General features: G+C 60.9%; 20 protein-coding genes and 1 other RNA gene. 14 read left to right on the forward strand and 7 right to left on the reverse strand.

What is annotated here, in order from left to right; translation table 11 throughout:
• Positions 1–19 precede the first annotated feature (19 nt).
• From AAAT03_RS06450 to AAAT03_RS06475, 6 genes are all read left to right on the forward strand, one after another.
• Positions 20–1,843, forward strand: coding sequence for an ABC transporter ATP-binding protein (locus AAAT03_RS06450; RefSeq protein ID WP_349102904.1), 1,824 nt, complete (start codon positions 20–22; stop codon positions 1,841–1,843).
• A complete protein-coding gene (locus AAAT03_RS06455; RefSeq protein WP_349102905.1) occupies positions 1,844–3,601 on the forward strand; it encodes an ABC transporter ATP-binding protein in 1,758 nt (585 codons plus the stop codon).
• A gap of 195 nt (positions 3,602–3,796) precedes the next feature.
• Complete coding sequence (locus tag AAAT03_RS06460) at positions 3,797–4,042, forward strand: DUF6110 family protein (RefSeq protein WP_055250999.1); 246 nt, start codon at positions 3,797–3,799, stop codon at positions 4,040–4,042.
• A 78-nt stretch (positions 4,043–4,120) separates the two neighbouring features.
• Positions 4,121–6,136, forward strand: coding sequence for a heavy metal translocating P-type ATPase (locus AAAT03_RS06465; protein WP_349102906.1), 2,016 nt, complete (start codon positions 4,121–4,123; stop codon positions 6,134–6,136).
• A gap of 143 nt (positions 6,137–6,279) precedes the next feature.
• Positions 6,280–6,633, forward strand: coding sequence for a hypothetical protein (locus AAAT03_RS06470; protein WP_349102907.1), 354 nt, complete (start codon positions 6,280–6,282; stop codon positions 6,631–6,633).
• Positions 6,630–7,145 carry a PIN domain-containing protein gene (locus AAAT03_RS06475; protein ID WP_118384785.1) on the forward strand — a complete coding sequence of 172 codons (516 nt, stop codon included), beginning with the start codon at positions 6,630–6,632 and terminating at the stop codon, positions 7,143–7,145. Before AAAT03_RS06470 ends, AAAT03_RS06475 begins: the two co-directional genes overlap by 4 nt.
• Positions 7,146–7,203: 58 nt before the next feature.
• Here AAAT03_RS06475 and AAAT03_RS06480 read toward each other — a convergent pair whose 3' ends face one another.
• Positions 7,204–7,638: a hypothetical protein gene (locus AAAT03_RS06480; RefSeq protein WP_117765365.1), complete on the reverse strand. Its 435-nt coding sequence runs from the start codon at positions 7,636–7,638 to the stop codon at positions 7,204–7,206.
• 239 nt (positions 7,639–7,877) lie between these two features.
• On the opposite strand from AAAT03_RS06480, the gene ssrA reads away from it, so the two are divergent.
• From ssrA to AAAT03_RS06520, 8 genes are all read left to right on the forward strand, one after another.
• Positions 7,878–8,241: a transfer-messenger RNA gene (ssrA, locus tag AAAT03_RS06485) on the forward strand.
• A 618-nt stretch (positions 8,242–8,859) separates the two neighbouring features.
• The gene (locus AAAT03_RS06490) at positions 8,860–9,765 is read left to right on the forward strand and encodes a patatin family protein (protein ID WP_349102908.1); all 906 of its coding nucleotides are present in this window, start codon (positions 8,860–8,862) and stop codon (positions 9,763–9,765) included.
• 130 nt (positions 9,766–9,895) lie between these two features.
• Positions 9,896–10,339, forward strand: a complete 444-nt coding sequence (gene rplM / locus AAAT03_RS06495; RefSeq protein WP_022094635.1) for a 50S ribosomal protein L13 — start codon at positions 9,896–9,898, stop codon at positions 10,337–10,339.
• A gap of 2 nt (positions 10,340–10,341) precedes the next feature.
• Entirely contained in the window at positions 10,342–10,737 is a 396-nt protein-coding gene (rpsI, locus tag AAAT03_RS06500; RefSeq protein ID WP_022094634.1) for a 30S ribosomal protein S9, read from the forward strand.
• 123 nt (positions 10,738–10,860) lie between these two features.
• The gene (gene glmM / locus AAAT03_RS06505; RefSeq protein ID WP_117640103.1) at positions 10,861–12,198 is read left to right on the forward strand and encodes a phosphoglucosamine mutase; all 1,338 of its coding nucleotides are present in this window, start codon (positions 10,861–10,863) and stop codon (positions 12,196–12,198) included.
• A gap of 101 nt (positions 12,199–12,299) precedes the next feature.
• On the forward strand, positions 12,300–12,767 hold the full coding sequence (locus tag AAAT03_RS06510) for a PTS glucose transporter subunit IIA (protein ID WP_316242586.1): 468 nt from the start codon (positions 12,300–12,302) through the stop codon (positions 12,765–12,767).
• Between the two features lie 272 nt (positions 12,768–13,039).
• Positions 13,040–13,768: a glucosamine-6-phosphate deaminase gene (nagB, locus tag AAAT03_RS06515; protein ID WP_055251013.1), complete on the forward strand. Its 729-nt coding sequence runs from the start codon at positions 13,040–13,042 to the stop codon at positions 13,766–13,768.
• A gap of 448 nt (positions 13,769–14,216) precedes the next feature.
• Positions 14,217–17,216: a BTAD domain-containing putative transcriptional regulator gene (locus tag AAAT03_RS06520; protein WP_349102909.1), complete on the forward strand. Its 3,000-nt coding sequence runs from the start codon at positions 14,217–14,219 to the stop codon at positions 17,214–17,216.
• A 69-nt stretch (positions 17,217–17,285) separates the two neighbouring features.
• Here AAAT03_RS06520 and AAAT03_RS06525 read toward each other — a convergent pair whose 3' ends face one another.
• The 6 genes from AAAT03_RS06525 to AAAT03_RS06550 all read right to left on the reverse strand — a co-directional run bounded on the left by AAAT03_RS06525 (position 17,286) and on the right by AAAT03_RS06550 (position 24,657).
• Positions 17,286–17,585: a YhbY family RNA-binding protein gene (locus tag AAAT03_RS06525; RefSeq protein WP_117563618.1), complete on the reverse strand. Its 300-nt coding sequence runs from the start codon at positions 17,583–17,585 to the stop codon at positions 17,286–17,288.
• A gap of 158 nt (positions 17,586–17,743) precedes the next feature.
• Positions 17,744–18,631 (reverse strand): methyltransferase domain-containing protein, encoded by an 888-nt coding sequence (locus AAAT03_RS06530; RefSeq protein ID WP_349102911.1) that lies wholly within the window; start codon positions 18,629–18,631, stop codon positions 17,744–17,746.
• A gap of 327 nt (positions 18,632–18,958) precedes the next feature.
• The gene (locus AAAT03_RS06535) at positions 18,959–20,323 is read right to left on the reverse strand and encodes a PFL family protein (RefSeq protein ID WP_117765287.1); all 1,365 of its coding nucleotides are present in this window, start codon (positions 20,321–20,323) and stop codon (positions 18,959–18,961) included.
• Between the two features lie 108 nt (positions 20,324–20,431).
• Positions 20,432–22,987: a homocysteine S-methyltransferase family protein gene (locus AAAT03_RS06540; protein ID WP_349102912.1), complete on the reverse strand. Its 2,556-nt coding sequence runs from the start codon at positions 22,985–22,987 to the stop codon at positions 20,432–20,434.
• 9 nt (positions 22,988–22,996) lie between these two features.
• A complete protein-coding gene (locus AAAT03_RS06545) occupies positions 22,997–23,785 on the reverse strand; it encodes a hypothetical protein (RefSeq protein WP_117855657.1) in 789 nt (262 codons plus the stop codon).
• Positions 23,785–24,657: a methylenetetrahydrofolate reductase gene (locus tag AAAT03_RS06550; protein ID WP_349102913.1), complete on the reverse strand. Its 873-nt coding sequence runs from the start codon at positions 24,655–24,657 to the stop codon at positions 23,785–23,787. The genes AAAT03_RS06545 and AAAT03_RS06550 overlap by 1 nt, the downstream gene beginning before the upstream one ends.
• Positions 24,658–24,711: the final 54 nt, after the last annotated feature.

Here is a 24,711-nt window from a genome sequence, read left to right on the forward strand (position 1 = left end):
GCCGTTAGAAAGGAATCTCATGGCAAAGGGATCGAAAAAGGAAGGTGGCGGTATCGGCGAGCTGCTTGCATATGCCGGCGACCGCAAATTCCTAACGTATTTGGGCATGGCCCTCTCGGCGTTCTCGCAGCTGTTGAGCTTTGGCCCGTACGTGTGCATCTGGCTTGTTGCGCGAGACCTGATTGCCGTGGCGCCCAACTGGAGCGAGGCCGCCGACATCGCAATGTATGGTTGGTGGGCTGTTGGTTTTGCCCTGGCAAGCATCGTGGTCTATTTCGTGGGACTCATGTGCACGCACCTGTCCGCGTTTCGCTGCGCATCCAATATCCGCAAGGCTACGAGCGAGCATCTGCTTAAGCTGCCGCTCGGCTACTTTGACACGCACGCCACCGGTGAGCTGCGCCGTATCGTAGACGGCTGTGCCGCCTCCACCGAGACGCTGCTCGCGCACATGCTGCCCGATATCGCCGGTGCCACCGCCATGGTCGTGGGCCTGCTTGTGCTGCTATTTGCCCTCGATTGGCGTTTGGGCGCGGCATGCTTAATCTCGGTCGTCGTTTCGTTTTGCGCCATGGCCACCATGATGAGCGGCAAGGGCGCCGAGTTTATGAAGGCTTACATGGGCGCGCTGGTCAAGATGAACAAGACCGGCACCGAATACGTACGCGGCATCCCCGTGGTCAAGGTATTCCAGCAGACGGTCTACTCCTTTAAGGCGTTCCACGATGCGATCGCCGAATACGCCGATATGGCGCAAAACTATGCGGGTACGTTTTGCCGGGGTCCGCAGGTGCTCAACCTTACTGCGCTCAACGGCCTTGTGGCATTTCTTTTGCCTGTGGCGCTGCTGCTGGCGCCGGGCGAGACGGACTTCGCGCACTTTATGGTCAATTTTACGTTTTACGCGATCTTTTCGGCCGTGGTGCCGACGGCCATGACCAAGCTTATGTTTGTGGGCGAGGCGTCTCAGATGAGTGCTGATTCGCTGGCTCGCATCCGAAGCGTTATGGATTCCAAGCAGCTCTCCGTGCCCGCTCAACCCAAGCACCCCGCTGGCAGCGATGTGCGCTTTGAGGACGTGAGCTTTACCTACGAGGGTGCTGAGGCGCCTGCCGTCGATCATGTGAGCTTTAGCGTTCCCGCAGGCAGCACCCTTGCGTTGGTTGGTCCCTCGGGCGGCGGTAAGTCGACCTGCGCAAGCCTGATCCCGCGTTTTTGGGATGTTTCCTTGGGTCGTGTGCTCGTGGGCGGCGTAGACGTTCGCGACATGGATCCGCACGAGCTCATGGACCAGGTCGCCTTTGTGTTTCAGACCAACCAGCTGTTCCGCCAAACACTTGCCGATAACGTGCGCGCCTCCAAGCCTGGAGCCACTGACGACGAAGTGCGCGCGGCCCTCTCCGCGGCCCAGTGCGACGATATCGTGGCCAAGCTCCCGCAGGGCATCGACACCATGCTCGGCGCCGGCGGGGCGTACCTTTCGGGCGGCGAGGTCCAGCGCGTGGCGCTCGCCCGCGCAATCCTTAAGGACGCGCCCATCGTGGTGCTCGACGAGGCCACAGCCTTTGCCGACCCCGAGAACGAGGCGCTCATCCAGCGCGCCTTTAGCAAACTGGCGGCGGGTTGCACAGTCATTATGATCGCGCACCGGCTTTCGACCGTGGTGGGGGCCGACAAGATCGTGGTGCTCAACCAAGGTAGCGTGCAGGAGACTGGCACCCATGCCGAGCTGCTGTCCCAAAAGGGTCTATACGCCAAGATGTGGGCCGAATACGAACAGGCCGCGAGCTGGAAGATCACTGCTGCCGCGGATGCCGCCGTCACGAAGGGAGGCGAGGCCTAAATGTTCGCCTCATTCCAAAAGAAGTATTTCCTATCCGATAAAGGCGTCGCCGGCGTAAAACGCGGCATTTTCTGGACCGCGCTCACCAATCTCATTACCATGGCCGGCATGGGCTTATTGTTCCTGGTCATGGCCGGTTTTGTCGAACATCTCGCCACCGGTGCCGACCTGCCGGATGCCCTGCCGATTGTGGGCGGCCTCCTGGTCTTTTTCGTGTTGCTCTTTGCCTCTAACTGGCAGCAGTATTACTACACCTACTGCATCTTTTACGAGGAGTGCGGCAAGCAGCGTATGGAGATTGCCGAGCGCTTGCGCAAGCTGCCGCTGTCGTTTTTTGGCCGTCGTGATTTGGCCGATTTAACCGAGACCATCATGGGCGACGTCCAGGCCATGGAGCACGCCTACAGCCACGTGCTGGGAGAGCTTTGGGGTGCCATCATCGCAAGCGCCATTGTGTTCGTGGCGTCGCTGTTCTTTTGCTGGCAGCTGGCGATCGCGGCGTTTTGGAGCGTGCCCGTGGCCTTTGCCGTGCTGTATCTGACACGCGGCCCCATGACCCCGGTGTTCGACCATGTGCGCGCCGAGAAGGTCAAGGTTACCGAGGCGATCCAGGAGACGCTCGACTGCGTGTGCGAGATCCGCGCCACCAACCAGGAGGCTCATTATCTTGAGGGGCTCAACGCCGTGATCGATGCCGAGGAGCGCGAGACCACCAAAGGCGAGCTCGCCAATGGGCTTTTGGTCAACTCCGCCTTTGCCATCCTGCGCCTGGGGATTGCCACCACGTTGGTCACGGGCGCTGCGATGGTCGCCTCCGGCCAGGTCGACTTTTTGGTGATGTTTGCCTTCCTGCTTATGGTGAGCCGCATCTATGCGCCCTTTGATCAGGCGCTGATGCTGATGTCCGAGCTGTTTGCCGCCGAGTCGTCGGCCAAGCGCATGCGTTCCATCATGGAAGAGCCCGTGGCGCGGGGCAGCGAGCAGTTTGAGCCCGTAGGCCACGATGTGGTGTTCGATCACGTGGCATTTGGCTATGGTGCGGGCGAGGACGGCCGCGCCGGCGAGAAAGTTCTTACCGATGTGAGCTTTACCGCCAAGGAAGGCGAGGTCACGGCGCTGGTCGGTCCTTCGGGCTCCGGTAAGTCCACGGTGAGCCGCCTGGCCGCGCGCTTTTGGGATGCCACTGCGGGCACGGTCACCGTGGGCGGCGTGGATGTTACGAGCGTGGATCCCGAGGTGCTGCTGCGCGACTACGCCATTGTGTTCCAAGACGTGCTGCTCTTTGACGACACGGTGATGGGAAACATCCGTCTTGGTCGTCGCGATGCCACCGATGAGGAAGTGCTTGCTGCCGCGCGTGCCGCCAACTGCGACGAGTTTGTGAGCCGCATGCCGCAGGGCTATGACACTATGATCGGCGAGAACGGCTCCAAGCTGTCCGGCGGTGAGCGCCAGCGCATCTCTATCGCCCGTGCGCTGCTCAAAGACGCGCCTATCGTGCTGTTGGACGAGGCGACGGCGAGCTTGGATGTGGAGAACGAGACCGTGGTTCAGCAGGCGCTCTCCCGTCTGCTTGCGGGTAAGACGGTTATCGTTATTGCCCACCGTATGCGTACGGTGGAAAATGCCGACAAAATCGTTGTACTCAAGGATGGTGTGGTTGCCGAGCAGGGCACTCCGGCGCAGCTCAAGGCGGCAGGTGGAGAATTCGCCCGCATGGTGGCGCTGCAAAAGGAAGCAGCTACCTGGCAGTTGTAAGAAGGGGCAAAGGGACAGTCCCTTTCTCACATTGACAATCGGTTACTCCGCATCGTTAATTTTCAAAAGGTTAGCCATGGCTGACCTAGATAGTTAGATAAAATTGAGATATTTCAAAAGCGTGCTCGAGCAAACTTGTTTACTCGGGTGCTGAAGCACCATGCCGCGTCCAATGCGGCAAAAGGGAGAAGCAACATGAAAAAGTCGACGTTTAACACCCTGCTTGTTGGTGGCGGTTTTCTGCTTGGCACGGCCGGCATCAAGCTGCTTACCAGCGCTCCGGTCAAGAATGCCTGCGTGCAGGGTATCGCGTGCGGCATGCGCATCAAGAACGGCTACCAGGACATGGTCGAGCAGGCCAAGGCTAATGTCGACGACATGGTTGCCGAGGCTGCTTACATCACCCAGAGCGAGGCCGCTGCTGACGAGGCAGCCGAGTAACGCTCCCAGGCACAAACTATGAGATTCTCGATTATTAGCGAGATCCCCGGCAGGACCCGTCTTCAATTGGCGGGTCCTGTGCCAGAGAGCGATCTCGATGCACTTCTTAAGCTTGGCGGCGACATCGACGGCGTGCACAAGGTGCGCGTCTACGGCCGCATCGGCCAGATGGCACTCGAATACGACGAGCCACGTCGCGCGAGCGTGCTCGACGCCTTGGGCGCACTCGATGCTCAAGCTATCGCCGATGCCAAGTCGGGCTATGTGATGCAGCTTGAGCCGCGCAAGCACAAACTCGTTATGGACCTGGCGACACTCGTCGGCGCCCACTACGCGCGCCGCTGGTTCTTGCCGACGCCTCTGCGTGCGGTGTTTGTCGTGGCCGGTTACATGGCATTTTTGCGCGCTGCCCTTCATGAGCTGGCGCAGCCGCGCCTGACCGTTCCCGTGCTCGACGCTTCGGCCATCGGCATTTCGTTCGTCAAGCGTGATGTCGACACCGCGGGCCAGACAATGTTCCTGCTCAACGTGGGCGAGCTGCTCGAGGACTACACCCGCGCCATGAGCGAAAACGAGCTCATCAACTCGCTGCTCGATGTACCCGACAAGGCGCAAAAGGTCGTCGGCGATACCGAGGTAAGCGTTGCTGCGACCGAGCTCGAGCCCGGCGATCTGGTCGCCGTGCGCACTGGCATGTCCATTTGCATCGACGGTGTCGTCGAGCAGGGGAGCGCTATGGTCAACCAGGCGACCCTGACCGGCGAGCCGCTGGCCGTTGAGCGCAGCGTGGGCGACGACGTGTTCGCCGGTACCGTCGTGGAAGACGGCAGCATCTTGGTGCGCGTGCGCGCCAACACGGCGCAGACCAAACTGCGCTCGATCGTCTCGCTCGTGCAGACGGCCGACTCGCTCAAATCCGAGGGCCAGTCGCATATGGAGGACCTCGCCAACAAGATCGTCCCGTGGAACTTCCTGCTCGCGGGCCTGGTTGCGCTCACCACGCGCAGCCTTATCAAGACCTCGGCGGCGCTGATGGTCGACTACTCGTGCGCACTCAAGCTCACGGGTTCCGTCGCCGTCATGACCGCTATGAGCGATGCTGCCAAGATGGGCGTCATGGTCAAGGGCGCAAAGTACTTTGAGTCGTTTGCCAAGGCCGACACCATTGTGTTTGATAAGACTGGCACGCTCACCGAGGCGCAGCCGCGCCTGGCTTGCGTGCTGACGACCGACGGCTGGAGCGAGGACGAGGTCCTGCGCCTTTCCGCTTGCTTGGAGGAGCATTTCCCGCATCCGGTGGCGCGTGCCGTGGTCAACGCCGCCCTCGAGCGCGGGCTCGAGCACCGCGAGCGCCATGCCGCGGTCGAGTACATCGTGGCGCACGGCATCGCTTCGTCCATCGAGGGGCGTCGCGCCATTATCGGTTCGGCGCACTTTATATTTGAGGACGAGGGTGCGCAGCTCGAGTCCGACATCAAGGAGCAAATCGAGCTCCAGATGCAAGGCCTGTCGCCGCTGTATCTGGCGGTCGACGGCAAGGTCGTCGGCGTGCTCGGCATCGAGGATCCGCTCAAGCCCGGCGTCCGTGAGGCCATCGCCGACCTACATGCGCTGGGCGTCAAGCATGTCGTTATGCTCACGGGCGATTCGGAGCGCACGGCCGAGCGCATTGCGCGCGAGGCGGGTGTCGACGAGTTTAAGGCCGAGCTGCTGCCCGAGGACAAGTACGCCTATGTGGAGCGCATTAAGGGTGAGGGGCGCCACGTTGCCATGGTGGGCGACGGCGTCAACGATTCGCCGGCACTCGGTTTGGCCGACGTGGGGCTGGCAATGGGTGGCGGAAGCGACATCGCCAAGGAGGTCGCCGATATCATCCTGACCGACACGGATCTGGCCGCGATCGTGCGTTTGCGCCGCATGAGCCAGGGCCTCATTGATCGTCTGACGAGCTCCTACTCTAAGGTGATGCTCACCAACTCGGCGCTGTTGGCATTGGGTATTACCGGCGCGATTACCCCGCAGACGTCGTCACTGCTGCACAACGGCTCGACGATTGCCTACAGCCTGAGCAACGCGAAGGCTTACCTGCGTTAGCAGACGTGTTCGCCCACGTTATCTGGCCTGCGCCCAGACGGCATCGGTGTCGTCCGGGCGCAGGCCTTTTGCATTTGACCATTTGCTAGCTTCTCTATATAGTGTTGCTAGCGGGGCTAGCAATTGAAGGGAGCGGGATCAACGTGGGTGCTGTTAGCGGCATGGCGCAGGTGAACGTTCGCGTGGATCGCCAGGTCAAGGACCATGCGGAGGAAGCGTTGCGGCTTTCGGGCGGGTCACTGCCCGAGCTCATCAAAAAGGTGGTGGCCAAGGTCGCGCAGGGTGGCGGGCAGTGCGAGGAAGTGCTTGCGGCCGTCGACGGCCGGCGGCAGACCGTCGCGCCCGATACACCGTTCGCCGCGTCGTGGGCAGCGGCAGACCGGCTTTATGCAGATTTGGGCATCGCTACGTCGCCCGTATCCGACGATCGCGATTGGGACGCAATCTATTCCGACGCCATGGATGAGCATTATCGCCAAAAGGGGATGATCCTGTGAGTGGGGCGCCTCTCAAGATCATGGTGGACGCCAACGTATGGGTTGATTCGTTTTGCGTCGACCATGCCGAGTCGATTGCCGCGCGTGCGTTTATTGGGCAGGCGACGGAGATGGGGGCGTTGCTGTTCTTTCCGGTGCATATCGCCAAGGACGTGCTGTACGTTGTCCAGCACGAACTGAAGCGTAGCGTTCTTGCCAGCGGGGGAGCGCTCGACGAGGCATCTGCCCGTGCAATTGGCGATGCGGCGTTGGCGTTTGTTCGGAACATGACCGAAAACGCCACGGCCGTGGGTGCGGATGCGTCGGACCTTTGGCTGGCCGACAAATTCTTAGCACTCCATCGCGATTACGAGGACAACTTGGTGCTCGCCGCGTGCAAGCGCGCGCAGGTCGATTACTTGGTGACCAACGATCGCAAACTGCTCGAACATGCCGATCTTGCAGCAAAGACACCTTGTCAAATGATGCCGATTCTTGCCTTGGCCGAACGCGGCGGCGCGGCAATCGGTTGACGCGAACTGTTTGCGGGCCTCTTGGACGACGATGCGCCAAGGGGCCCGCGTCTGCTATTTACAAAAGCTCGGCCTTAATGGCGGGACTTTCTGCGAGCTGCTCGGCTGCCTTTTCGTCGGAGCTGTCGAGTGCTGCCAGACTGCGGTAGACCCACTCGTTGACCTGGGTGTTCTTGACGCCTGCGGTCTGCATGAGGGCGCCTACCTCGCGGATTGCTGCGAGCAGATCGGCTTTGGGACCCGCGAGCTCGACCTCGATACCGTGGTAGGCGGCCACGCCGCGGTTCTCACTCACGTGGTCGATAAAGCCCTCGACGGTCTCAAGCTGCTGGGCGAGAGCTGCATCATCGTCAACGTCCAGCGCGACGAGTGCGTTCGATACCGTGAGGGCGGGATGTCCGCAAGGGACAAAGCCCTCGATGACATCCATAGCTTCGGTAATGGTTGAGCCCAGGCCTGCGAGGGCATCGACGAGTTGCTGCTTGGTATCCATAACGGTCCTTTCGACGGGTCAATTTTGCTTGGCGAAAATATACGTGACGCGATCGGTAACAAAAGTGCGAAGTGCGGCGCACATTGGGGTCTTCACAGCTCGTGCATAGAACAGCTGTCCGCTTTCAGAACGTGGTAAGATAACACTCCACAAGCGGGGCTCGCCCCGTATGTTCCTTGAAAAGTCGACGGTTATCGGGTGTTTGCAGGCCCGATACCATCCAGACTTTCCCGACATTCGGGGGCGACTGGTTTCGACACGATAGCTCTGAGAGAGGAAGCAAGCCGAGGTCTCCTCGCCTCGTTAAACAGGGGTACCGTCAAATTGAATTGACAACAACTCTTCTTTTGAGCCTATGGCTCTCGCTGCTTAATTTATAGCGGCGCGTCAACCCGGTGATTTCCCCGACACCGGCGCGACGTCATCTTAGGGGAATGCTCCTGCGCACGTAATCGGTATGGCGCGGGCTAAGACCGAACCGGTTAGGACGTCGCGAGCGTGTCGCTGCGCGCAAGGCGTCCGAGACTAAACCAGCGACTGAGCTTGGAGATGCCAATCAGGGGGCTTTCGTGGACCGGAGTTCGATTCTCCGCGCCTCCACCATACGTAACAGGCAGGTAGATATTCGTATCTACCTGTCTTTTTATTTCTAGTCCGTACCGCGGAGAATCGAACTCTGTGCAGGGCGCGGGCGTTAAGCAAACGCGAAGCGTTTGTAGCCCGCGGGCGAGGGCGGCGGCAGCCGGCCGAAGCCGGTGCGTATTTGCGAAGCAAATACGCGGATTCTTCGCGCAAAGCCTCAGCCCAATATAGATGCGATGTTTATCGAATTTCAGCTGGCCTCGCCCAGCATCAACGGATCCCCCGTACCGCGGAGAATCGAACTCTATGCAGGGCGCGGGCGTAAAGAAAACGCCTCAGTGACGCAGAGTGGGACGCGTTTTCCCAATGACTGCCCAGGCGGAAACCGCATCCCGGAATCTAAGCTCGGAATGGGATACATTTTCCGGATGACGCCTCAAGTGGAAGCTGCGACCCGGAATCGAGCCGTAGAGTGGGACATGCTTTCCCCATGGCAACCCAGGCGGAAAGCGCATCCCGGAATCGCCCCTCAGAACGGGACGTGCTTTCCGCCAGCCGCCCCCTCAACTCCAAAACCCATGCGCCCTCCATCCCAAAACTGGGTAGAAGAAAGTCAAAACGCAATCGCAGGAGGTCAATATGACTGCAGAAGATAAGGCAAAGAACGCCGGCAAGGTCGCGCTCGTCTTGGAGGGTGGCAGTTTTCGTGGGCAGTTTACCGCCGGCGTGCTCGACGTTCTCATGGAGGCCGGTGTCGAAATTCCGGCGGTGTACGGCGTTTCGGCCGGTGCGCTCAACGGCGTCAACTACAAGTCGCACCAGATCGGTCGCGTCAATCGCATCAACCTGACCTTCTGCAATGACAACCGCTACATGGGTGCCGCATCCTTCGCATCCACGGGCTCCATCGTGGGTTACGACTTTATCTTCAACGATATCCAGGACCGCCTGGATCCCTTTGATAACGAGACGTTCGACGCCAGCCCTATCGAGATGTACGCCGTCGCGACGGACATGCTGTTTGGAACCGCTGCCTACCTGCCGGTCAAAAGCGCCGTGCTCGACCTCGATGCCGTGCGTGCCTCGACGTCGCTGCCGCTGGTGACGCCGCCGGTCGAGATCGACGGGCACAAATACGTCGACGGCGGCGTAGCCGATTCGGTCCCCATCGAGCACGTGCTGGAGGAGGCGGGCTTCGATCGCGCGGTTGTCATTGTCACGCAGGACCGCTCGTACGAGAAAAAGCCCTACGAGTTTATGCCTGCCGCGCGCGCCCGCTATGTCGACTACCCCTATCTGCTCGAGGCTATCGAGACGCGCCACGACCGCTATAACCTCCAGCGCATGCACCTGTGGAAGTATGAGCGCGAGGGCCGCGCGCTGGTCATTGCTCCGCAAAAGCCGGTCGAGGTCGGCCATGTCGAGCACGATCCGGCAAAGCTTTTGGACCTGTATATCCAGGGCCGTCAGGAGGCAAAGCGCTTGCTGGGAGATATCGAGGCGTTTGTCGAGCGTCAACGCTGCGACGTCACGGCTCGTGGATGACATGTGCAGAAACTCTGGTCGGAGCCAAAATACCTGTTGACTCGTACGGCAAGCGGGGTAATATGGACGGGTTACTTGCAGAGCCCCGTGAATCTCTGTAACAACACGTACTGTACATGGAGGAGTCTAAGTGATTTCGAAATCGACTCACTACGCCAAGCAGGGCGAGGTCCAGCGCAACTGGGTTCTCGTCGACGCCGATGGTGCTGTCCTGGGCCGTCTTGCCACCCAGATCGCAATGATCCTGCGCGGTAAGAACAAGCCCCAGTTCACGCCCAACAGCGACTGCGGCGACTTCGTTGTCGTCATCAACGCCGATAAGGTCCAGCTTACCGGTAACAAGGCCGACACGAAGACCTATTATCGCCACAGCGGCTACAACGGCGGCCTCAAGGCTGAGAGCTTCCGCCAGGCTATGGAGAAGCACCCGGAGAAGGTCATCGAGCGCGCCGTTCGCGGTATGCTGCCCAAGACCACCCTCGGCCGTGCCCAGATGACCAAGCTTAAGGTCTACGCTGGTGCCGAGCATCCGCATGCTGCCCAGAACCCCACGAAGATTGAGCTGGAGGCTTAAAGATGGCTGAGAACACCGTTGTCTACCAGGGTACCGGCCGTCGTAAGAACGCCGTCGCCCGCGTCCGTCTCGTCCCCGGCACCGGCAAGGTGACCATCAACAAGCGTGACGCCGAGCAGTATTTCGGCCGTCATCAGCTCGTTGAGAACGCCCTTGCTCCCTTCAAGGTGACCGACACCGCCGGTCAGTTCGACGTTATCGCTCTGTGCGATGGCGGCGGCATCTCCGGTCAGTCCGGCGCTCTGCGTCTGGGCATCGCTCGCGCTCTTCTGAACGCTGGCGACTACCGTGCTGACCTCAAGAAGGCCGGTTTCCTTACGCGCGATGCTCGCGTGGTCGAGCGCAAGAAGTACGGCCTCAAGAAGGCCCGCCGCGCTCCCCAGTTCTCCAAGCGCTAAGGTTTTATCTCCTTTCGAGATACAATGTACAAGCGGGGCCTGCCGATTCCTCGGCGGGTCCCGCTTTTCTTTTTCGACTAGGGCGGGCGGTTGTATATCGCCTGCTAGGGAAGGAGCGATCCTATGCCCCAGAACATCTTCGGTACCGACGGCGTCCGTGGCGTCGCCAATGCCGACCTCTCGTGCGACCTCGCGTTTCGCCTGGGCCGCGCGGCGACCAAGTTCCTTGGCCCGGACATCTGCATCGGCCGCGACACGCGCCTTTCGGGTACCATGCTCGAGAGTGCTCTGACCGCTGGCATTATGGCAGAGGGCGGCCGTCCGCATTGCTGCGGCGTTATCCCTACGCCGGCCGTGGCGCTGCTCACCGTCCAAAACGAGCTCGACGGTGGCATCGTCATCTCCGCTTCGCACAATCCGCCGGAGTTCAACGGCATCAAGTTCTTTAGCCGCAAGGGCATGAAGCTTCCCGATGCTGTCGAGGAAGAGATCAGCGCCTGGGTCATGTCCGAGGAGGCCATGGCTGCCGACACGCTGCCGACCGGCGCCGGTGTGGGTCACATCATCAAGATGAAAGACGCCCGCAAGGCCTATGTCGATCATGCCATCAGCACGCTCGACGGCCTTAAGCTCGATGGCCTGGTTGTTGCCGTCGACTGCGGCCACGGTGCTTCCTGCCAGACCACGCCCGCTGCGCTGCAGCGCCTGGGCGCCACGGTCCATGCCATCAACACTGATTACTGCGGCACCGACATTAACGTTGAGTGCGGCTCCACTCACCTTGAGCCCCTGCGCGAGCTCGTGCTGCGCACCCACGCCGATATCGGCCTGGCCCACGACGGCGACGCCGACCGCGTGCTGTTCGTCGACGGCGAGGGCAATGAGATCGACGGTGACTACATCCTGGCTATCTGCGGTTCTGACCTCGCCGCCCGCGGCAAGCTCGCCAACTCCGAGATCGTCTCGACCGTCATGTGCAACCTTGGCTTCTCCATCGCTATGAAGGAGCAGGGCTTCGAGATGGTTCAGACCGCCGTGGGGGACCGCTACGTTTTGGAGCGCATGCTCGCGGATGGCGCCGTCATCGGCGGCGAACAGTCCGGCCACATCATCTTCCTGGAGCACAACACCACCGGTGACGGCCTGGTGACGGCTCTGCAGCTGCTGGCCGTGCTCAAGCGCACCGGTCGTACCCTCACTGATCTTGCCGGCATCATGAAGAAGTACCCGCAGGTACTCGTCAACGTGCATTCCGACAACAAGGCTGGTCTGGACGATTGCCAGCCCATCTGGGATGCTGTCGCTGCTGCCGAGAAGGAACTTGACGGCCGCGGTCGCATTCTGGTGCGTCCGAGCGGTACCGAGCCGCTGGTCCGCGTTATGGCCGAGGCGGAGACGCACGAACTCACTCAGCGTGTTGTCGACGACATCGTCGAGGTTGTCAAGCGCGAACTTCCCTAATGGTCAAAAACGGGTGCCAAGTGGTAAACTGTTAAAGCTATTTTGATTGATTGGTATGTCCGAGGGGGAGCATGTTCACTAAAGTCCTAAGGTCTTTTGGTATGCGTGGACGAGTTCTTACGCTGGATGCTCCCATCTCGGGCGACGTCATTCCGTTGTCCGAGGTCAATGACCAGACATTTGCCACCGGCCTTTTGGGCCAGGGCGTGGCGATTCAGCCTACCGGCACGCGTGTGATTGCGCCGGCAGACGCCAAGGTCGAGGCCATTTTTCCCACGGGTCACGCCGTTGCGCTCAACACGGTCGATGGCCTAGACGTGCTGATCCACGTTGGTTTGGACACTGTTCAGCTTGAGGGCAAGCATTTTAGCGTGCATGCACAGGTGGGCGATGTCGTCCATAAGGGTGACGTGCTCATCGAGTTCGATCGCGAGGCAATTGCTGCCGAGGGCTACGATGTGACGGTTCCCATCTTGGTGTGCAACTCCGTTGAGTTCTCGAGTATCAAGGGCTCCGTTGGTGCGCATGTCGAAGAGATGGACCAGCTCATCGTTGCTCGCGAGCGCTAGCAAGTGCACGTGGCCATTAGCCTACAATTCAAACACGTTTATGGAGGGCGCCCTTGAAAGAGGGCGCCCTCCGTGGCAAGATGGGATTTGTCCGAAGCTAAACGGCTTTGGGTCACCGTGGACGGGCAGGGGCCTCGACGCGGCTAGACACGAGACACATACATTACGCGACCTCGCCCTGGTGGCCGCACACGTTGGTTGCGGCCGACGCGGGCCGCGGGCAAGTGCTTGTAAGGGGAGCCTTGCCTCTCTTGTACGAGAAAGGACGCGTAATGAAGATCATTAAAGCTAAAGACTACGAGGATATGAGCCGCAAGGCCGCCAATATCATCTCGGCGCAGGTTATCCTCAAGCCCGATTGCGTGCTGGGTCTTGCCACCGGCTCCACCCCGATCGGTGCCTACAAGCAGCTCGCTGCTTGGTACGAGAAGGGCGACGTCGACTTTGCCGAGGTCAGCACCTACAACCTGGACGAGTATCGCGGCCTTTCGCACGACGATCCCCAGAGCTATCACTACTTCATGCGTGAGAACTTCTTCGATCACATCAACATCGACCTGAACAACACGCATGTGCCCGACGGTTCCAACCCCGACGCCGCCGCTGCCTGCTCTGAGTACGACAAGATCGTCGCCGCCGCCGGTTACCCGGATCTGCAGCTGCTCGGCATTGGCAACAACGGCCACATCGGTTTCAACGAGCCCGATGACCACTTCTCCAAGGGCACGCACTGCGTCGACCTCACCGAGAGCACCATTCAGGCCAACAGCCGCCTGTTCGACAGCATCGACGATGTTCCCCGTCAGGCCTACACCATGGGTACCCAGACCATCATGTATGCCCGCATGATCCTAGTCGTCGCCAACGGCGAGGCCAAGGCTCAGGCCGTGCATGACATGTGCTATGGTCCGGTTACGCCCGCGTGCCCGGCTTCGATCCTGCAGCTGCACACCAACTGCGTTGTCGTTGCCGACGAGGCCGCCCTTTCGCTCTGCGAGTAGCGCGAATCCTGCATCTCGACATAGCCTTGCCTAAGGCCTCCGCTTTGCGGGGGCCTTTTTGTTATCCCTCTCCGCCCGCTTGACCAAAATCTTGCCGCAAGCTTGACGAATGCCGGATGCCTAACAGCTTGATTCATTCCATACCAGATTCTATGCAAAAATGCCACTAAAAGGTCGTAGACGGTAGCGGGTGCTAGGCGAGTTGAATGACATAGCTGAACCTTGTTCATTTGCGTTACACTGCCGCTTAGATGGGACAAGCTGACAAGCTCATTTACCTGTTTAAAGACCGATTAGTCGGGGGATTAATAACAATCGGCCCTCGCTGTACAAAAACTTGCCGCTTGCGTACCAAAAGACAACCTAGAACACAAGGTCGCTCTATTCATAGCGCGGCTTGTATGGTCTTGCGGTTACAGTGTCCATACGGTCGAGTTGAGGAGCGGGCATGGTAAACGATTTGGGCAGTATGGACGACCTCGAGCTGATGCCGCTGGGCGGTGGCTATATGGTGCGACGCGAACGCTTGATGAATGAGCTTCTCGCCAAGGGCCGAAAGGCCGGCATCGTGGTTCTTTATGCGCCCGACGGGTTTGGGAAGACCTCGGTGCTGCTGCAGTACATCCATGAGGTTAAATGCGACCCGACGCGAGGCCCCGTGCGGATTATCGAGGCCGATCGCGCCACTGGGCGCGAGGTGTTTATGCAGCTCGAGGTGGTTACCGAAGAACTCAAAGACAAACCGCACTCCCTTATCGCGATTGATAATGTGCCAAACCTCGATCAGCACGATACCGAAGACCTCATCGACAGGATTCGAGGCCTGCGCGCTATGGGGGTGGGGGTCTTTATCTCCTGCCGTCCTTCAAATCGTCAACTGATTCATGGGCTGGGCGATTCGGTTAAGATCAATGCGCAGATGCTCAAGGTGCATGCCTATGAGTATTCGGCGTGGGCATCGGCGTTTTCGATCAGCACATCGCTCGACTTTTATCAGCTCACGCAGGGCGTGCCCGAGCTCGTTTCGGCATTGCAGACGGGTCTGTATGGCCAAGGCGACGTAGCCGGTCTGCTCGAAAACGAGATTGTCAACGTATATGGCGCGGCACTTGTCGACCTGGCTTCGCTCGACAATAATGCACTGTTTTGCGTGGCATGTCTCATGATTTTGATGGGCGAGGGCAATATCGCAGAACTCGAGGCTTGCGGGGTGAGGCTATCGATGGTCGACCAGTCCTACTTCGTACGCGACTACCCGATCTTTGGCTTGGACCCCGCCGAGCGGAGTTTTACGTGTCTGGGCACGGAGGATAACGGACGCTTGCGCTTGCGTAAGTTGGTGGCCGAGGTTCGCCCCGAACTTGTTCCGAGGGCGGCCCGGATTTTGCTTAAGGCGGGCCGATGCGATGCGGCGATGGGCCTGGCGGACGCCTTTTTGGACCGTGATGCGGTCCTTGAACTTGCTGGGCAGTATGGGGTCGATCTGGCTCTGACGGGGCACGGGGCCGATATCTGCCGAGCAGCGCTGGGCACGATCGATGCCGAGGATCCGGCTCCAGAGCCAACGCCTGCCGAGGCGCTTGGCGTATATCTGGCAGCGGTCAGCGTGTCCAATACAAAGCTCGCTCGCTATATGGCATCGGTCATCGAGCGCGGGGGCGAACGGGCGGCCTGCGAAATAGACCCTGTTTCATGGAGGGTGGCCCAGACACTGACGGCTGTTTGCTATGGGGACAACGGGCTTGGGCTTCCTACGAACCTGGCCGTGCCAGAAATAGAGACGTCCCACACCGCACTCGACATGCTGTCCGCGCATATCGAGGTCAAGCGATGCCTGACCGAACGGGGAGATGACGGCGGCGTTCTACAGCAGCTCAAAACGAGCAAGGCCTACGACTGTGAGCTCGACATCGCGGGGATTGTTATACGGGCCGATAACATGCTGGTGGAGCTCTTTGACGGGTCGTTTACGGGAACCGACGAGCGCGACGACGAGATGACGGTGGTGCGGGAGGCACTCGACGTACGTGGGCTTAAGGCGATGGCTGTCTGGGTGCGCATGGTGCTGGCGGCACGGCGGCTCCTTTCCGGCCTGCCGGTAACCGACGACGCGGCGTTCAACGAGCTCGATCGTTTTGCCGTGCGCATGCGCGATAATCAGATTCAGCTGTTTGGCCTGTTGCTAGAAGGCTGGCAGTCGCTGGCAGAGGGACGGCCGGTTAATGCAAAGTTCCGTGCGGTCCAAGTGCTCAAACTTGCCGAGGAGTCGATTGCGTACATGCGCGATAACGCATTGCTGCTGGAGCGCGCGGCGTATCTGCGTAACACCTCGATGGTTTCGGTGCGTGAGGAAGCGGAGTTGCTCGATATAAGCCAGACGCAGGTTGGTGGAGCGGAGGCCTGGATGGTGGCGCTGCATTTGGCCTGTGCGGGCCGAGACAGCGATCTTGCGGCCTGGATGTCCATGAATCGTGCGGGGATTCTGGAGCCATCGTATCGGCTCTTTGCGCGCCTTGCCATGCATTGTCTGGGCGAGCCGGCGACCAGGATTCGCAAGAAGCTTCCCGTGCGCGAGCTGTCGCGGTACTCGCTGCGCGACGATTTGGAAGGGGAGGGCGAGCGCCTGTTCCAGGCCGGCGAGGTTGAAGCCGTTGATACCATTGACCATATCGAGATTCGCATGTTTGGTGCGTTTCGCGCCGAGCGCGACGGGTTTCCCATCACGGACAAAATGTGGCGCCGCAAGAAGGCGGCGACACTTGCCGAGCGGCTTGCGCTGGGCATGGATGCGCTCGTCGATCGTGAGACGCTGGCCATGGAGTTGTGGCCCCATGCCGAGTTCAATAGCGCCCGCAACAACCTGTACTCGACGATATCGCGCTTGCGGTCGGCTTTGGGACCGACGCCGGATGGCAAGTCGTGTGTGCTCATCCAAAATGAATGCATCGGACTCAACGGCGACTACGTCAAGACCGATGTACGGCTGTTTGACCAGATAAGCCGCGAGGTTTTGGGAAATCGCACGGGAGCGCGCGGGCCCCATTTAGTTGAGCTGTGCCTTAAGATTGAGCAGCTTTATGCCGGGCCGCTGTATGTTCCCAATGGCTGTAACCCCACCTACTTTTTGCGTATGCGACGCATTATGCAGTCAAAGTTCATCGATTGCATGATTAAGGGAGCAAATGCCGCTCTAGAAGAAAACGATCTGCAGTCGGCGATTTGGCTGGCGGAGTCGGGGCTTCGGCAGGAAACAGCGCGTGAGGATATGGTGCGCTGCGCCATGCGCGTCTACAGTGCGGCGGGGCGGCGGCGCGATATCGTCGAGCTGTACAGCGGGCATATGCACCACCTGAGGGAGCAGGTCAATGGCGTGCCCGAGCCCGAGACGCGGCGTCTATACGAGCGCTTGGTGGAGGGGCGGCTCAATCGCGTGCTGGTCGAGCGATAAAAAACGGGCGCCCGAAGTACTTGGGCACCCGTAAGCTTGCTATGTGTTGGCTCGCCGGATCATTGGCTCTTAGACGAGCTTGATCTTCTCGATGTCCTTGCGCGAGGACTCGCGATACAGCGAGAACTTGCGGCCGATGACCTGGACGACTTCGGCGTGGCAACGCTCGGAGAGCTCTTCGGCGGCCTCGCGGGCGGAAAGACTGGAGCCATCGAGCACGGAGCACTTAACGAGTTCGTGCTTCTCCAGGTAGGCGACCGTCTGCTCGACGGTGCCCTCGTTGACATCGGACTTGCCGATGATGATGGCGGGGTTGAGGTGATGGGCCATGCTGCGAAGCTGCTTGACCTGGGCTCCTGTCAGTGCCATGGGTTCTCGCTTTCTATGTATGGGGCGCCCCGCGACGGGGCCTTAATCTACGTGAGCTGTCCCACGATAGCGCAGGAACGGCGCGGTGTGGAGCGCGTTTGCCCAGTTCAAAAAGAATGCGGATGCCGAGTGAGTGGGCGGCGTGGGCTGCGAACAGGCTATGAGCTGGGCGCAGAGACTGGATCCCATGCAATAAATGCCCAACGGACCTTGCGGACGTGGTCGAGCATGTAGCGTCCCTGCGGCACACCCTTGGAGCCCGGCTCACCGGCATGGGGATTCTCGATCATGTGTTGGGCGATGTAGTCGCGCAGACGGTCGACCTTATCCTTGTTGCCATGCTCAAGCATGCGGGAAAAGTCCGCCACGCCCGCTTCAAGGCTGTCGAAGGTATCGCGACGCGGCGATTCAAAGTACGTGACCTGCGGCAGGGCACCCATCTGAATGAGGATGTTGAAGGCGTACACAAAGCCATTACTGCAGGTAACCGAGGCGCCGATAGCGTTCATCAAGTGCAGATCATAGCGCGGGCTGGAGTTAGCGACCATCGTGACAGCACAACGCCGACGAGCCGTTTGATCAAGCTTAGCAAGCGCGCCTTTTAGGTTGGTCGTGGTAACCGACCGACTGGCAAAGGCAACATCCACCGCTTTCGCGACCGGTCCAACCAAATCCCAATCATCATCCCAAGCAAGCTCAAGCGGCGTAATAAGATCCTCGAGTCCGTAATACTCAATGCCAGCATCAAGGGTGCCCAGCATGGCAGGGGAGAAATCAGCCGCAATCACAGGATGCCCAGCCTGAGCAAGCGGAATAGCAATCGACCCAGCCCCACACCCCATATCAAGCACCGATTCACCAGGCTTTAACGCCAACAGCTTCATAAAGTCCCGGGCATACGGGGCAGTCTCCAACGGCCGAAAATGCCGAGCCCGCTTATCCCATTCAAAAGAATCATCAGCCCGCCGCCGATCAGCTTGCAGACGTATCCATTCGCCATTCCAATCCGCAGAAAGCAGCTCAGATTGAATTACACCATCAGCCACGGGCCATCCCCCTCACAACAAAAAAAGCGACTCCTCCCAAAAGAAGAGCCGCAACCAGCATATATCAGAAAGAACCGATCCAACGCCAAACCGCCGTATCAACCATGTGGTGCAGGAGCGAAGCAACTGCAACATGGGACAGAACTCAGCCAAGGTTGAGATGTGCGGGAGCCCCGCCGCCGGGCGGCAGACATATAAGGTCGATCGCGAGTTCCGCACGAGCCGGAGAGCACTTAATGTGCTCTCCGTGCGAGTCAGGACTGTCCGAGCAGGCGACCTTATATGTCTGCCGCCCGGCGGCGGGGCTCCTCGCCTCGTATCCCTAGGCTAGTTCTTCAGCGAGTTCAGCGGCGCTGGGAAGCGTCCACCGCGATGGGCAAGCACGGTGCCGGCGTTGGGGTTCACCGGCATGATGGGTGCACGGCCGAACAGGCCGCCGTACTCGACGCAGTCACCCACGCCCTTGCCGATGGCGGGAATCACGCGGACGGCCGTGGTCTTGTTGTTGATGACGCCGATGGCCATCTCGTCGGCGATGATGCCGGCGATGGTCTCGACCGGGGTGTCGCCGGGGATGGCGATCATGTCCAGGCCGACGGAGCACACGCAGGTCATGGCCTCGAGCTTCTCGAGCGAAAGCGCACCGGCTTCGACGGCGGCGATCATGCCGGCGTCCTCGGACACGGGGATGAAAGCGCCGGAGAGACCGCCCACGCTGGAGCTGGCCATGACGCCGCCCTTCTTGACGGCATCGTTGAGCATGGCGAGCGCGCAGGTCGTGCCCGGGCCACCGCAGGTGCCCACGCCGATGATCTCGAGGATGCGCGCGACGGAGTCGCCGATGGCAGGCGTGGGAGCCAGCGACAGGTCGACGATGCCCTTCTCGACACCCAGGCGATGGGCGGCCTCGCGGCTCATGAGCTCGCCGGCACGGGTGATCTTAAAGGCGGTCTGCTTAATCTTTTCGGCGACTTCCATCATCGATGCGGAATCGGGCAGCGTCTCCAGGGCTGCGGCCATAACGCCGGGGCCCGAGACGCCTACGTTGATGACGGCGTCGGCCTCGCCACCGCCGTGGACGGCGCCCGCCATAAACGGGGAGTCCTCGACCATGTTAGCAAAGCAGACAAACTTGGAAGCGCCGACGGAATCCTGGTCGGCCGTGAGTTTAGCGGCATCGATGATGGTCTGGGCGGCCATAAGCACGGCGTCCATGTTGATGCCGGCGCGCAGGCTGGCGACGTTGACGCTGGAGCAGACACGGCTCGTGGTGGCGAGCGCCTGGGGGATGGACTGGATGACGCGGCGGTCGGCGTCGCCGATGCCCTTCTGGACGAGTGCGGAGAAGCCGCCCAGGTAATCGATGCCGAGCGTCTCGGCCGCGCGGTCGAGGGCATGCGCGATGGGGGTGAGGTCCTCATCCTTGCAGCATGCGGCGATCTGCGCCACCGGGGTGACGGAAACGCGCTTGTTGACAATGGGGATACCGTACTCGCGCTCGAGGTTCTCGGCGGTCTCGACCAGGTGCTCAGCCGTGTGCGTCACGTGGTCGTAGATCTTCGTGCACATGCGGCTGAGGTTCTCGTCACCGCAACCCATGAGCGAAACACCCATAGTGATGGTCCTGATGTCGAGGTTCTGTTCCTCAACCATGCCGCGGGTTTCCGCGATTTCTGCGGGCGTGATCGCCATCCTTGCGCTCCTATCTGCCAAAACGAGCATAGTCCCCTCTATTCTAACGTGCCGCACACGTCTCGTGACGCGTGCGGCACGTTTTGGTGCGGGGTTGTTTCCGTTGTGTTACCGGCCAAAGACCTCTTCGGCGATGCGCGCGCTTTCGGCAGCATCCTTGGCGTAGTAGTCCGCGCCGATCTGTTTGGCATATTCGGGGGTGAGTACGGCGCCGCCCACGATGATCTTGACGCCCGGAACCTCGGCATGGAGCAACTTGATGGTCTCTTCCATGGCGACGACCGTGGTGGTCATAAGCGCCGAGAGGCCGACGAGCTTAATGTCGCGCTCCTTGACGGTTTTGAGCACCTCCTGCGGATCGACGTCGCGGCCAAGGTCAAAGACGGTATAGCCGTAGTTATCGAGCAGCATCTTGACGATGTTCTTACCGATGTCGTGGATGTCGCCCTTGACGGTGGCCACGCAGATCTTACCCTTGTCGGCAATCTCGCCGGCGGGCATCAGGCGTTTGATGGTATCGAAGCCCACGCGCGCGGCCTCGGCCGAGGCCATGAGCTGCGGCAAGAAGAACTTGCCCTGGTCAAAGAGGACGCCCACCTCGTCGAGGGCGGGGATAAAGTGGTCGTTGATGAGGTCCATGGCGTCGTGGTCGGCCAGCAGGCGTTCGGTCTCGGCCGCGATTTCGCCCTTGCGTCCCGAGACGACCATGTGGCGGATGGGGTCGTCATCGGCGCTTGCGGTGGTGCTTGCGGTAGGCGCGGCATCGATCGATGCTGACTGGGCGGCCGCCGGGTTGGCGGCAATCTTATACGGATCGGTCCAGCCGGCATAGCGCTCGATGTATCCGGTCGAGCCCTCGTCCTCAACGCTCAGGACGCGATAGCTGTAGACGGTGTCCATAAAGCGCTTGGAGCCCGGGTTCATGATGGGGGCATCGAGGCCCGCGCCAAAGGCGGCGGCCAAAAAGACCGAGCCCAGCAGCGGGCGGGCAGGCAGACCAAAGCTGATGTTCGACACGCCGAGCGCGCATTTGACGCCCAGGCGCTCCTTGCACAGGGACATGGCGCGCAGGATCTGCTCGGCCTGGCGTTGATTGGTCGAGGCGGTCATGACCAGGCAGTCGATGAGGATACGGTCCGGGCCGATGCCGTAGCGGGCAGCCTCGGCCACGATGCGCTCGGCGATGGCAAAGCGGGCCTCGGCGGTATCGGGGATGCCGCCTTCGTCGAGCGTAAGGCCGACAACGTTGGTGCCGTAGTGGGCGACCAGCGGGAAGATCTCGTCCATGATCTGCTGCTTGCCGTTGACCGAGTTGATGATGGGCTTGCCGGCGTAGCGACGTACGGCGGCCTCGACGGCGGCGGGGTCGGTGGAGTCGATCTGCAGCGGCAGCAGCGTGGAGCCTTGGAGCTGCTCGGTGGCCTGTTGGATAATCTTGACCTCGTCGATCTCGGGCAGGCCCACGTTGACGTCCAGGATGTCGGCGCCCTGCTCCTGCTGGCTGATGCCCTGGCTCACCACGTAGTCCAGATCGCCGTCGCGCAGGGCCTGCTGCAGGCGCTTTTTGCCGGTGGGGTTGATGCGCTCGCCGATGACGGCGATCTTGTGGCCGTCGCAGGGGAGGTCCACCACGGTCTGGGCGCTTGTGACCGACATGCTGGGCTTGCGGTGGCGCGGACTGGGCGTGTGGTTATCGATAAGCGTGCGCAGCGCTGCCATGTGCGCCGGCGTGGTGCCGCAGCAGCCGCCCACGACGCTTACGCCGTCCTCAATCATACCGGCGACGGCCACGGCGTACTCGGGCGCCTGGATATCAAAGACGGTGTTGCCGTCGTCGTCCACGTGGGGCAGTCCTGCGTTGGCCTGCACCATAACGGGCTTGTCCGTAACGGTGAGCATGCGAGCGGCGAGTCCTCGGAGCTCGGCCGGTCCCTGGCTGCAGTTGATGCCCAAAACGTCGGCGCCGATGGCATCGAGCGTGATGGCGGCAACCTCGGGACTCGTGCCCAGGAAGGTGCGACCGTCTTCCTCAAAGGTCATGGTGGCAAAGACGGGCAGGTCGGAGTTCTCGCGGCAGGCGAGGACGGCCGCCTTGATCTCGGCCAGGTCGGTCATAGTCTCGATAATAAAGAGGTCCACGCCCGCGGCGACGCCGGCGCGCACTTCCTCGGCAAAGAGGTCATAGGCCTCGTCGAAGCTGAGGGTACCCAAGGGGCGAAGCAGCGCGCCGATGGGGCCGATATCGCCGGCGACGTAGTGGGCGCCGGCCGCGCGGGCGCAGGCGACAGCGGCGGCAAAGACATCTGCCACGGTGGCGGTACCGTCGAGCTTGTGGGCGTTGGCACCAAAGGTGTTGGCGGTGATCACGTCGCAGCCGGCCTCGACGTACTGTCGCTGAATGTCGGTAATGACCTGGGGCTCCTCAAAGTTGAGCAGCTCGGGCAGGGCGCCCGCCTTCATGCCAGCGGCCTGCAACATGGTGCCCATGCCGCCGTCAAACAGCAGGTGCCCGGTGCCCTTGATGGCGGCGCGCAGACGATCGTCCTTAATGCGAAGGTCGTCGATCGTGCGCGTCTTGTATGCAGCCCCGTTGCGGCGCGCAGCATCAACAGGCGCCGCCAATGCAGTGCCGTCAGAATCATGAGTGATAAGCGGAGTAAACATCGAGGGCTCCTAATGGCTGGAATAGCAGGTGGTGTGGGCGGCGCGGAAGCGACAGTGCTCGCGCATGCGGCAGATATTGCAGGTGGGGCGGCTCTGGGCGTCGTGGACCTCGCCGTCGAACAGACCGATCACCGCGGTCACGCTCTTGGTGGGCATGAGCAGGCTGGTGGGCGTGATGGTAAGCCCGATGAGCCGCGTGGCGTTGAGCGCGTCCACGATTGAGCGCTGTGCCGTAAGCGGGCAGTCGCCGTAGCCGGGACTGAAGCGCCAGTTACCGGCGAGTCCGTGTGCGGCGGCCGCAGCCTTAACCTGCTGGTCCATCTGCTCAACGGCGGCTTCTACATAGGCAGAGCATGCGGCGTCGAGCACGGCTCCCTCCAGGGGCTGCTGGGCTCCCGTGGTACGCAGGCGACGCTCGGCGTCCATGCCGAGGGTGCATGCCATGAGCGCGGCAAAGCGTGCGTCTTTGAGATGTCGATAGATGTCGCGACCGCGCAGCTCAACGTTGGTGCCAACCAGACGGATGCAAGGCTCTCCCTGCTCGTCCACGCCCGTGGCATCGACGGTAAACACGCGCCGCACGCCGCGGGGCTCAATGTCCAGCTCAAGGCGCTCGACCACAAGCTCAATACGTCGTGACAGCTCGGGCTCAATCTGCTGGCCGCCGTAACCCAGATACCGCAGCATCTCGGCACGGTCGACACGGGGATGGTGCGCAGCATCGACACGGTAAAGCGCCGGCGACGCAAGGTCGGCCGGCACTTCGACAGCGGTTGTATCGATGTGCGGTTTTTCCATTACCCCAGGCGCTCCATAATGGTCGCGGCGATCGCAGGACGATTCATAGTGTACAGGTGCAGACCGGCGGCACCGTGCTCCTTAAGGTCGCAAAGCTGACGGGCGGCATAATCTACACCGGCTGCCTGCAGGCTCTCGGGGTCGTTCTCGTACTTGGCGAGAATCTTGATGACGGGGGAGGGCAGCGACGCGCCGCACATAAAGACCATGCGGCTGATTTGCGACTTGCCCATAAACGGCATGATGCCCGCGGTAATGGGCACGGTGATGCCCGCCTTGTCGGCAAGCTCGCGAAAACGGTAGAAGCACTCGTTGTCAAAGAAGAGCTGCGTCACAAAGAAGCTCGCGCCGGCGTCCTGTTTTTGCTTGAGGTATTCGACCGAAGCGTTGAGGTCCTCACAGGCAATGTGGCCCTCGGGGTAGGCCGCGGCGCCCACACAAAAGCCGGCGTCGACAAGCTCGGGGATGAGGTCACGGGCGTAGGCGTAGTCCGAGGCGGGCTTGTCATCCTCGGTCGCGCCAGTGGGCAGATCACCGCGCAGGGCCAGGATGTTTTCTACGCCGGCGGAGCGGTATTCGTCGATCTTGGCGACGATATCGGCGTGCGAGCGGCCCACGCAGGTAAGGTGCGCCACCGAGGGCGTATTGAATTCGCTCGTAATCATATGCGCGATGGGGGCGGTGGTGGCGCCGTTGCCCGAGCCGCCGGCCGAGCAGGTGACCGAGACAAAGCTCGGCGAAAGCTTGCACAGATTGCCCGCCACCTCGCGAGCCGTGTCGAGGGAAAGCTCGCCCTTAGGCGGGAACATCTCAAACGAAACGGGCGCGGTGCCTCGGGATGCCGCCTGCTTAAAAACCTCGTCGACGCGCATATCGTGCTCCTTTAGATACGTAATAGTGTGATGTGTTGTAAGGATTCTACAGCA

The organism is Collinsella sp. CLA-AA-H167 (assembly GCF_040095305.1).
Lineage (GTDB): Bacteria > Actinomycetota > Coriobacteriia > Coriobacteriales > Coriobacteriaceae > Collinsella.

What these genes read in the sequence shown, in the direction of transcription:
- nagB (WP_055251013.1), top strand. Translation starts at nt 13,040, where the DNA reads ATGAAGATCATTAAAGCTAAAGACTACGAGGATATGAGCCGCAAGGCC.
- AAAT03_RS06510 (WP_316242586.1), top strand. Translation starts at nt 12,300, where the DNA reads ATGCGTGGACGAGTTCTTACGCTGGATGCTCCCATCTCGGGCGACGTC.
- AAAT03_RS06450 (WP_349102904.1), top strand. Translation starts at nt 20, where the DNA reads ATGGCAAAGGGATCGAAAAAGGAAGGTGGCGGTATCGGCGAGCTGCTT.
- AAAT03_RS06535 (WP_117765287.1), bottom strand. Translation starts at nt 20,323, where the DNA reads ATGGCGATCACGCCCGCAGAAATCGCGGAAACCCGCGGCATGGTTGAG.
- rpsI (WP_022094634.1), top strand. Translation starts at nt 10,342, where the DNA reads ATGGCTGAGAACACCGTTGTCTACCAGGGTACCGGCCGTCGTAAGAAC.
- AAAT03_RS06480 (WP_117765365.1), bottom strand. Translation starts at nt 7,638, where the DNA reads ATGGATACCAAGCAGCAACTCGTCGATGCCCTCGCAGGCCTGGGCTCA.
- AAAT03_RS06540 (WP_349102912.1), bottom strand. Translation starts at nt 22,987, where the DNA reads ATGTTTACTCCGCTTATCACTCATGATTCTGACGGCACTGCATTGGCG.
- glmM (WP_117640103.1), top strand. Translation starts at nt 10,861, where the DNA reads ATGCCCCAGAACATCTTCGGTACCGACGGCGTCCGTGGCGTCGCCAAT.
- AAAT03_RS06490 (WP_349102908.1), top strand. Translation starts at nt 8,860, where the DNA reads ATGACTGCAGAAGATAAGGCAAAGAACGCCGGCAAGGTCGCGCTCGTC.
- AAAT03_RS06520 (WP_349102909.1), top strand. Translation starts at nt 14,217, where the DNA reads ATGGTAAACGATTTGGGCAGTATGGACGACCTCGAGCTGATGCCGCTG.
- AAAT03_RS06525 (WP_117563618.1), bottom strand. Translation starts at nt 17,585, where the DNA reads ATGGCACTGACAGGAGCCCAGGTCAAGCAGCTTCGCAGCATGGCCCAT.
- AAAT03_RS06460 (WP_055250999.1), top strand. Translation starts at nt 3,797, where the DNA reads ATGAAAAAGTCGACGTTTAACACCCTGCTTGTTGGTGGCGGTTTTCTG.
- AAAT03_RS06550 (WP_349102913.1), bottom strand. Translation starts at nt 24,657, where the DNA reads ATGCGCGTCGACGAGGTTTTTAAGCAGGCGGCATCCCGAGGCACCGCG.
- AAAT03_RS06545 (WP_117855657.1), bottom strand. Translation starts at nt 23,785, where the DNA reads ATGGAAAAACCGCACATCGATACAACCGCTGTCGAAGTGCCGGCCGAC.
- AAAT03_RS06455 (WP_349102905.1), top strand. Translation starts at nt 1,844, where the DNA reads ATGTTCGCCTCATTCCAAAAGAAGTATTTCCTATCCGATAAAGGCGTC.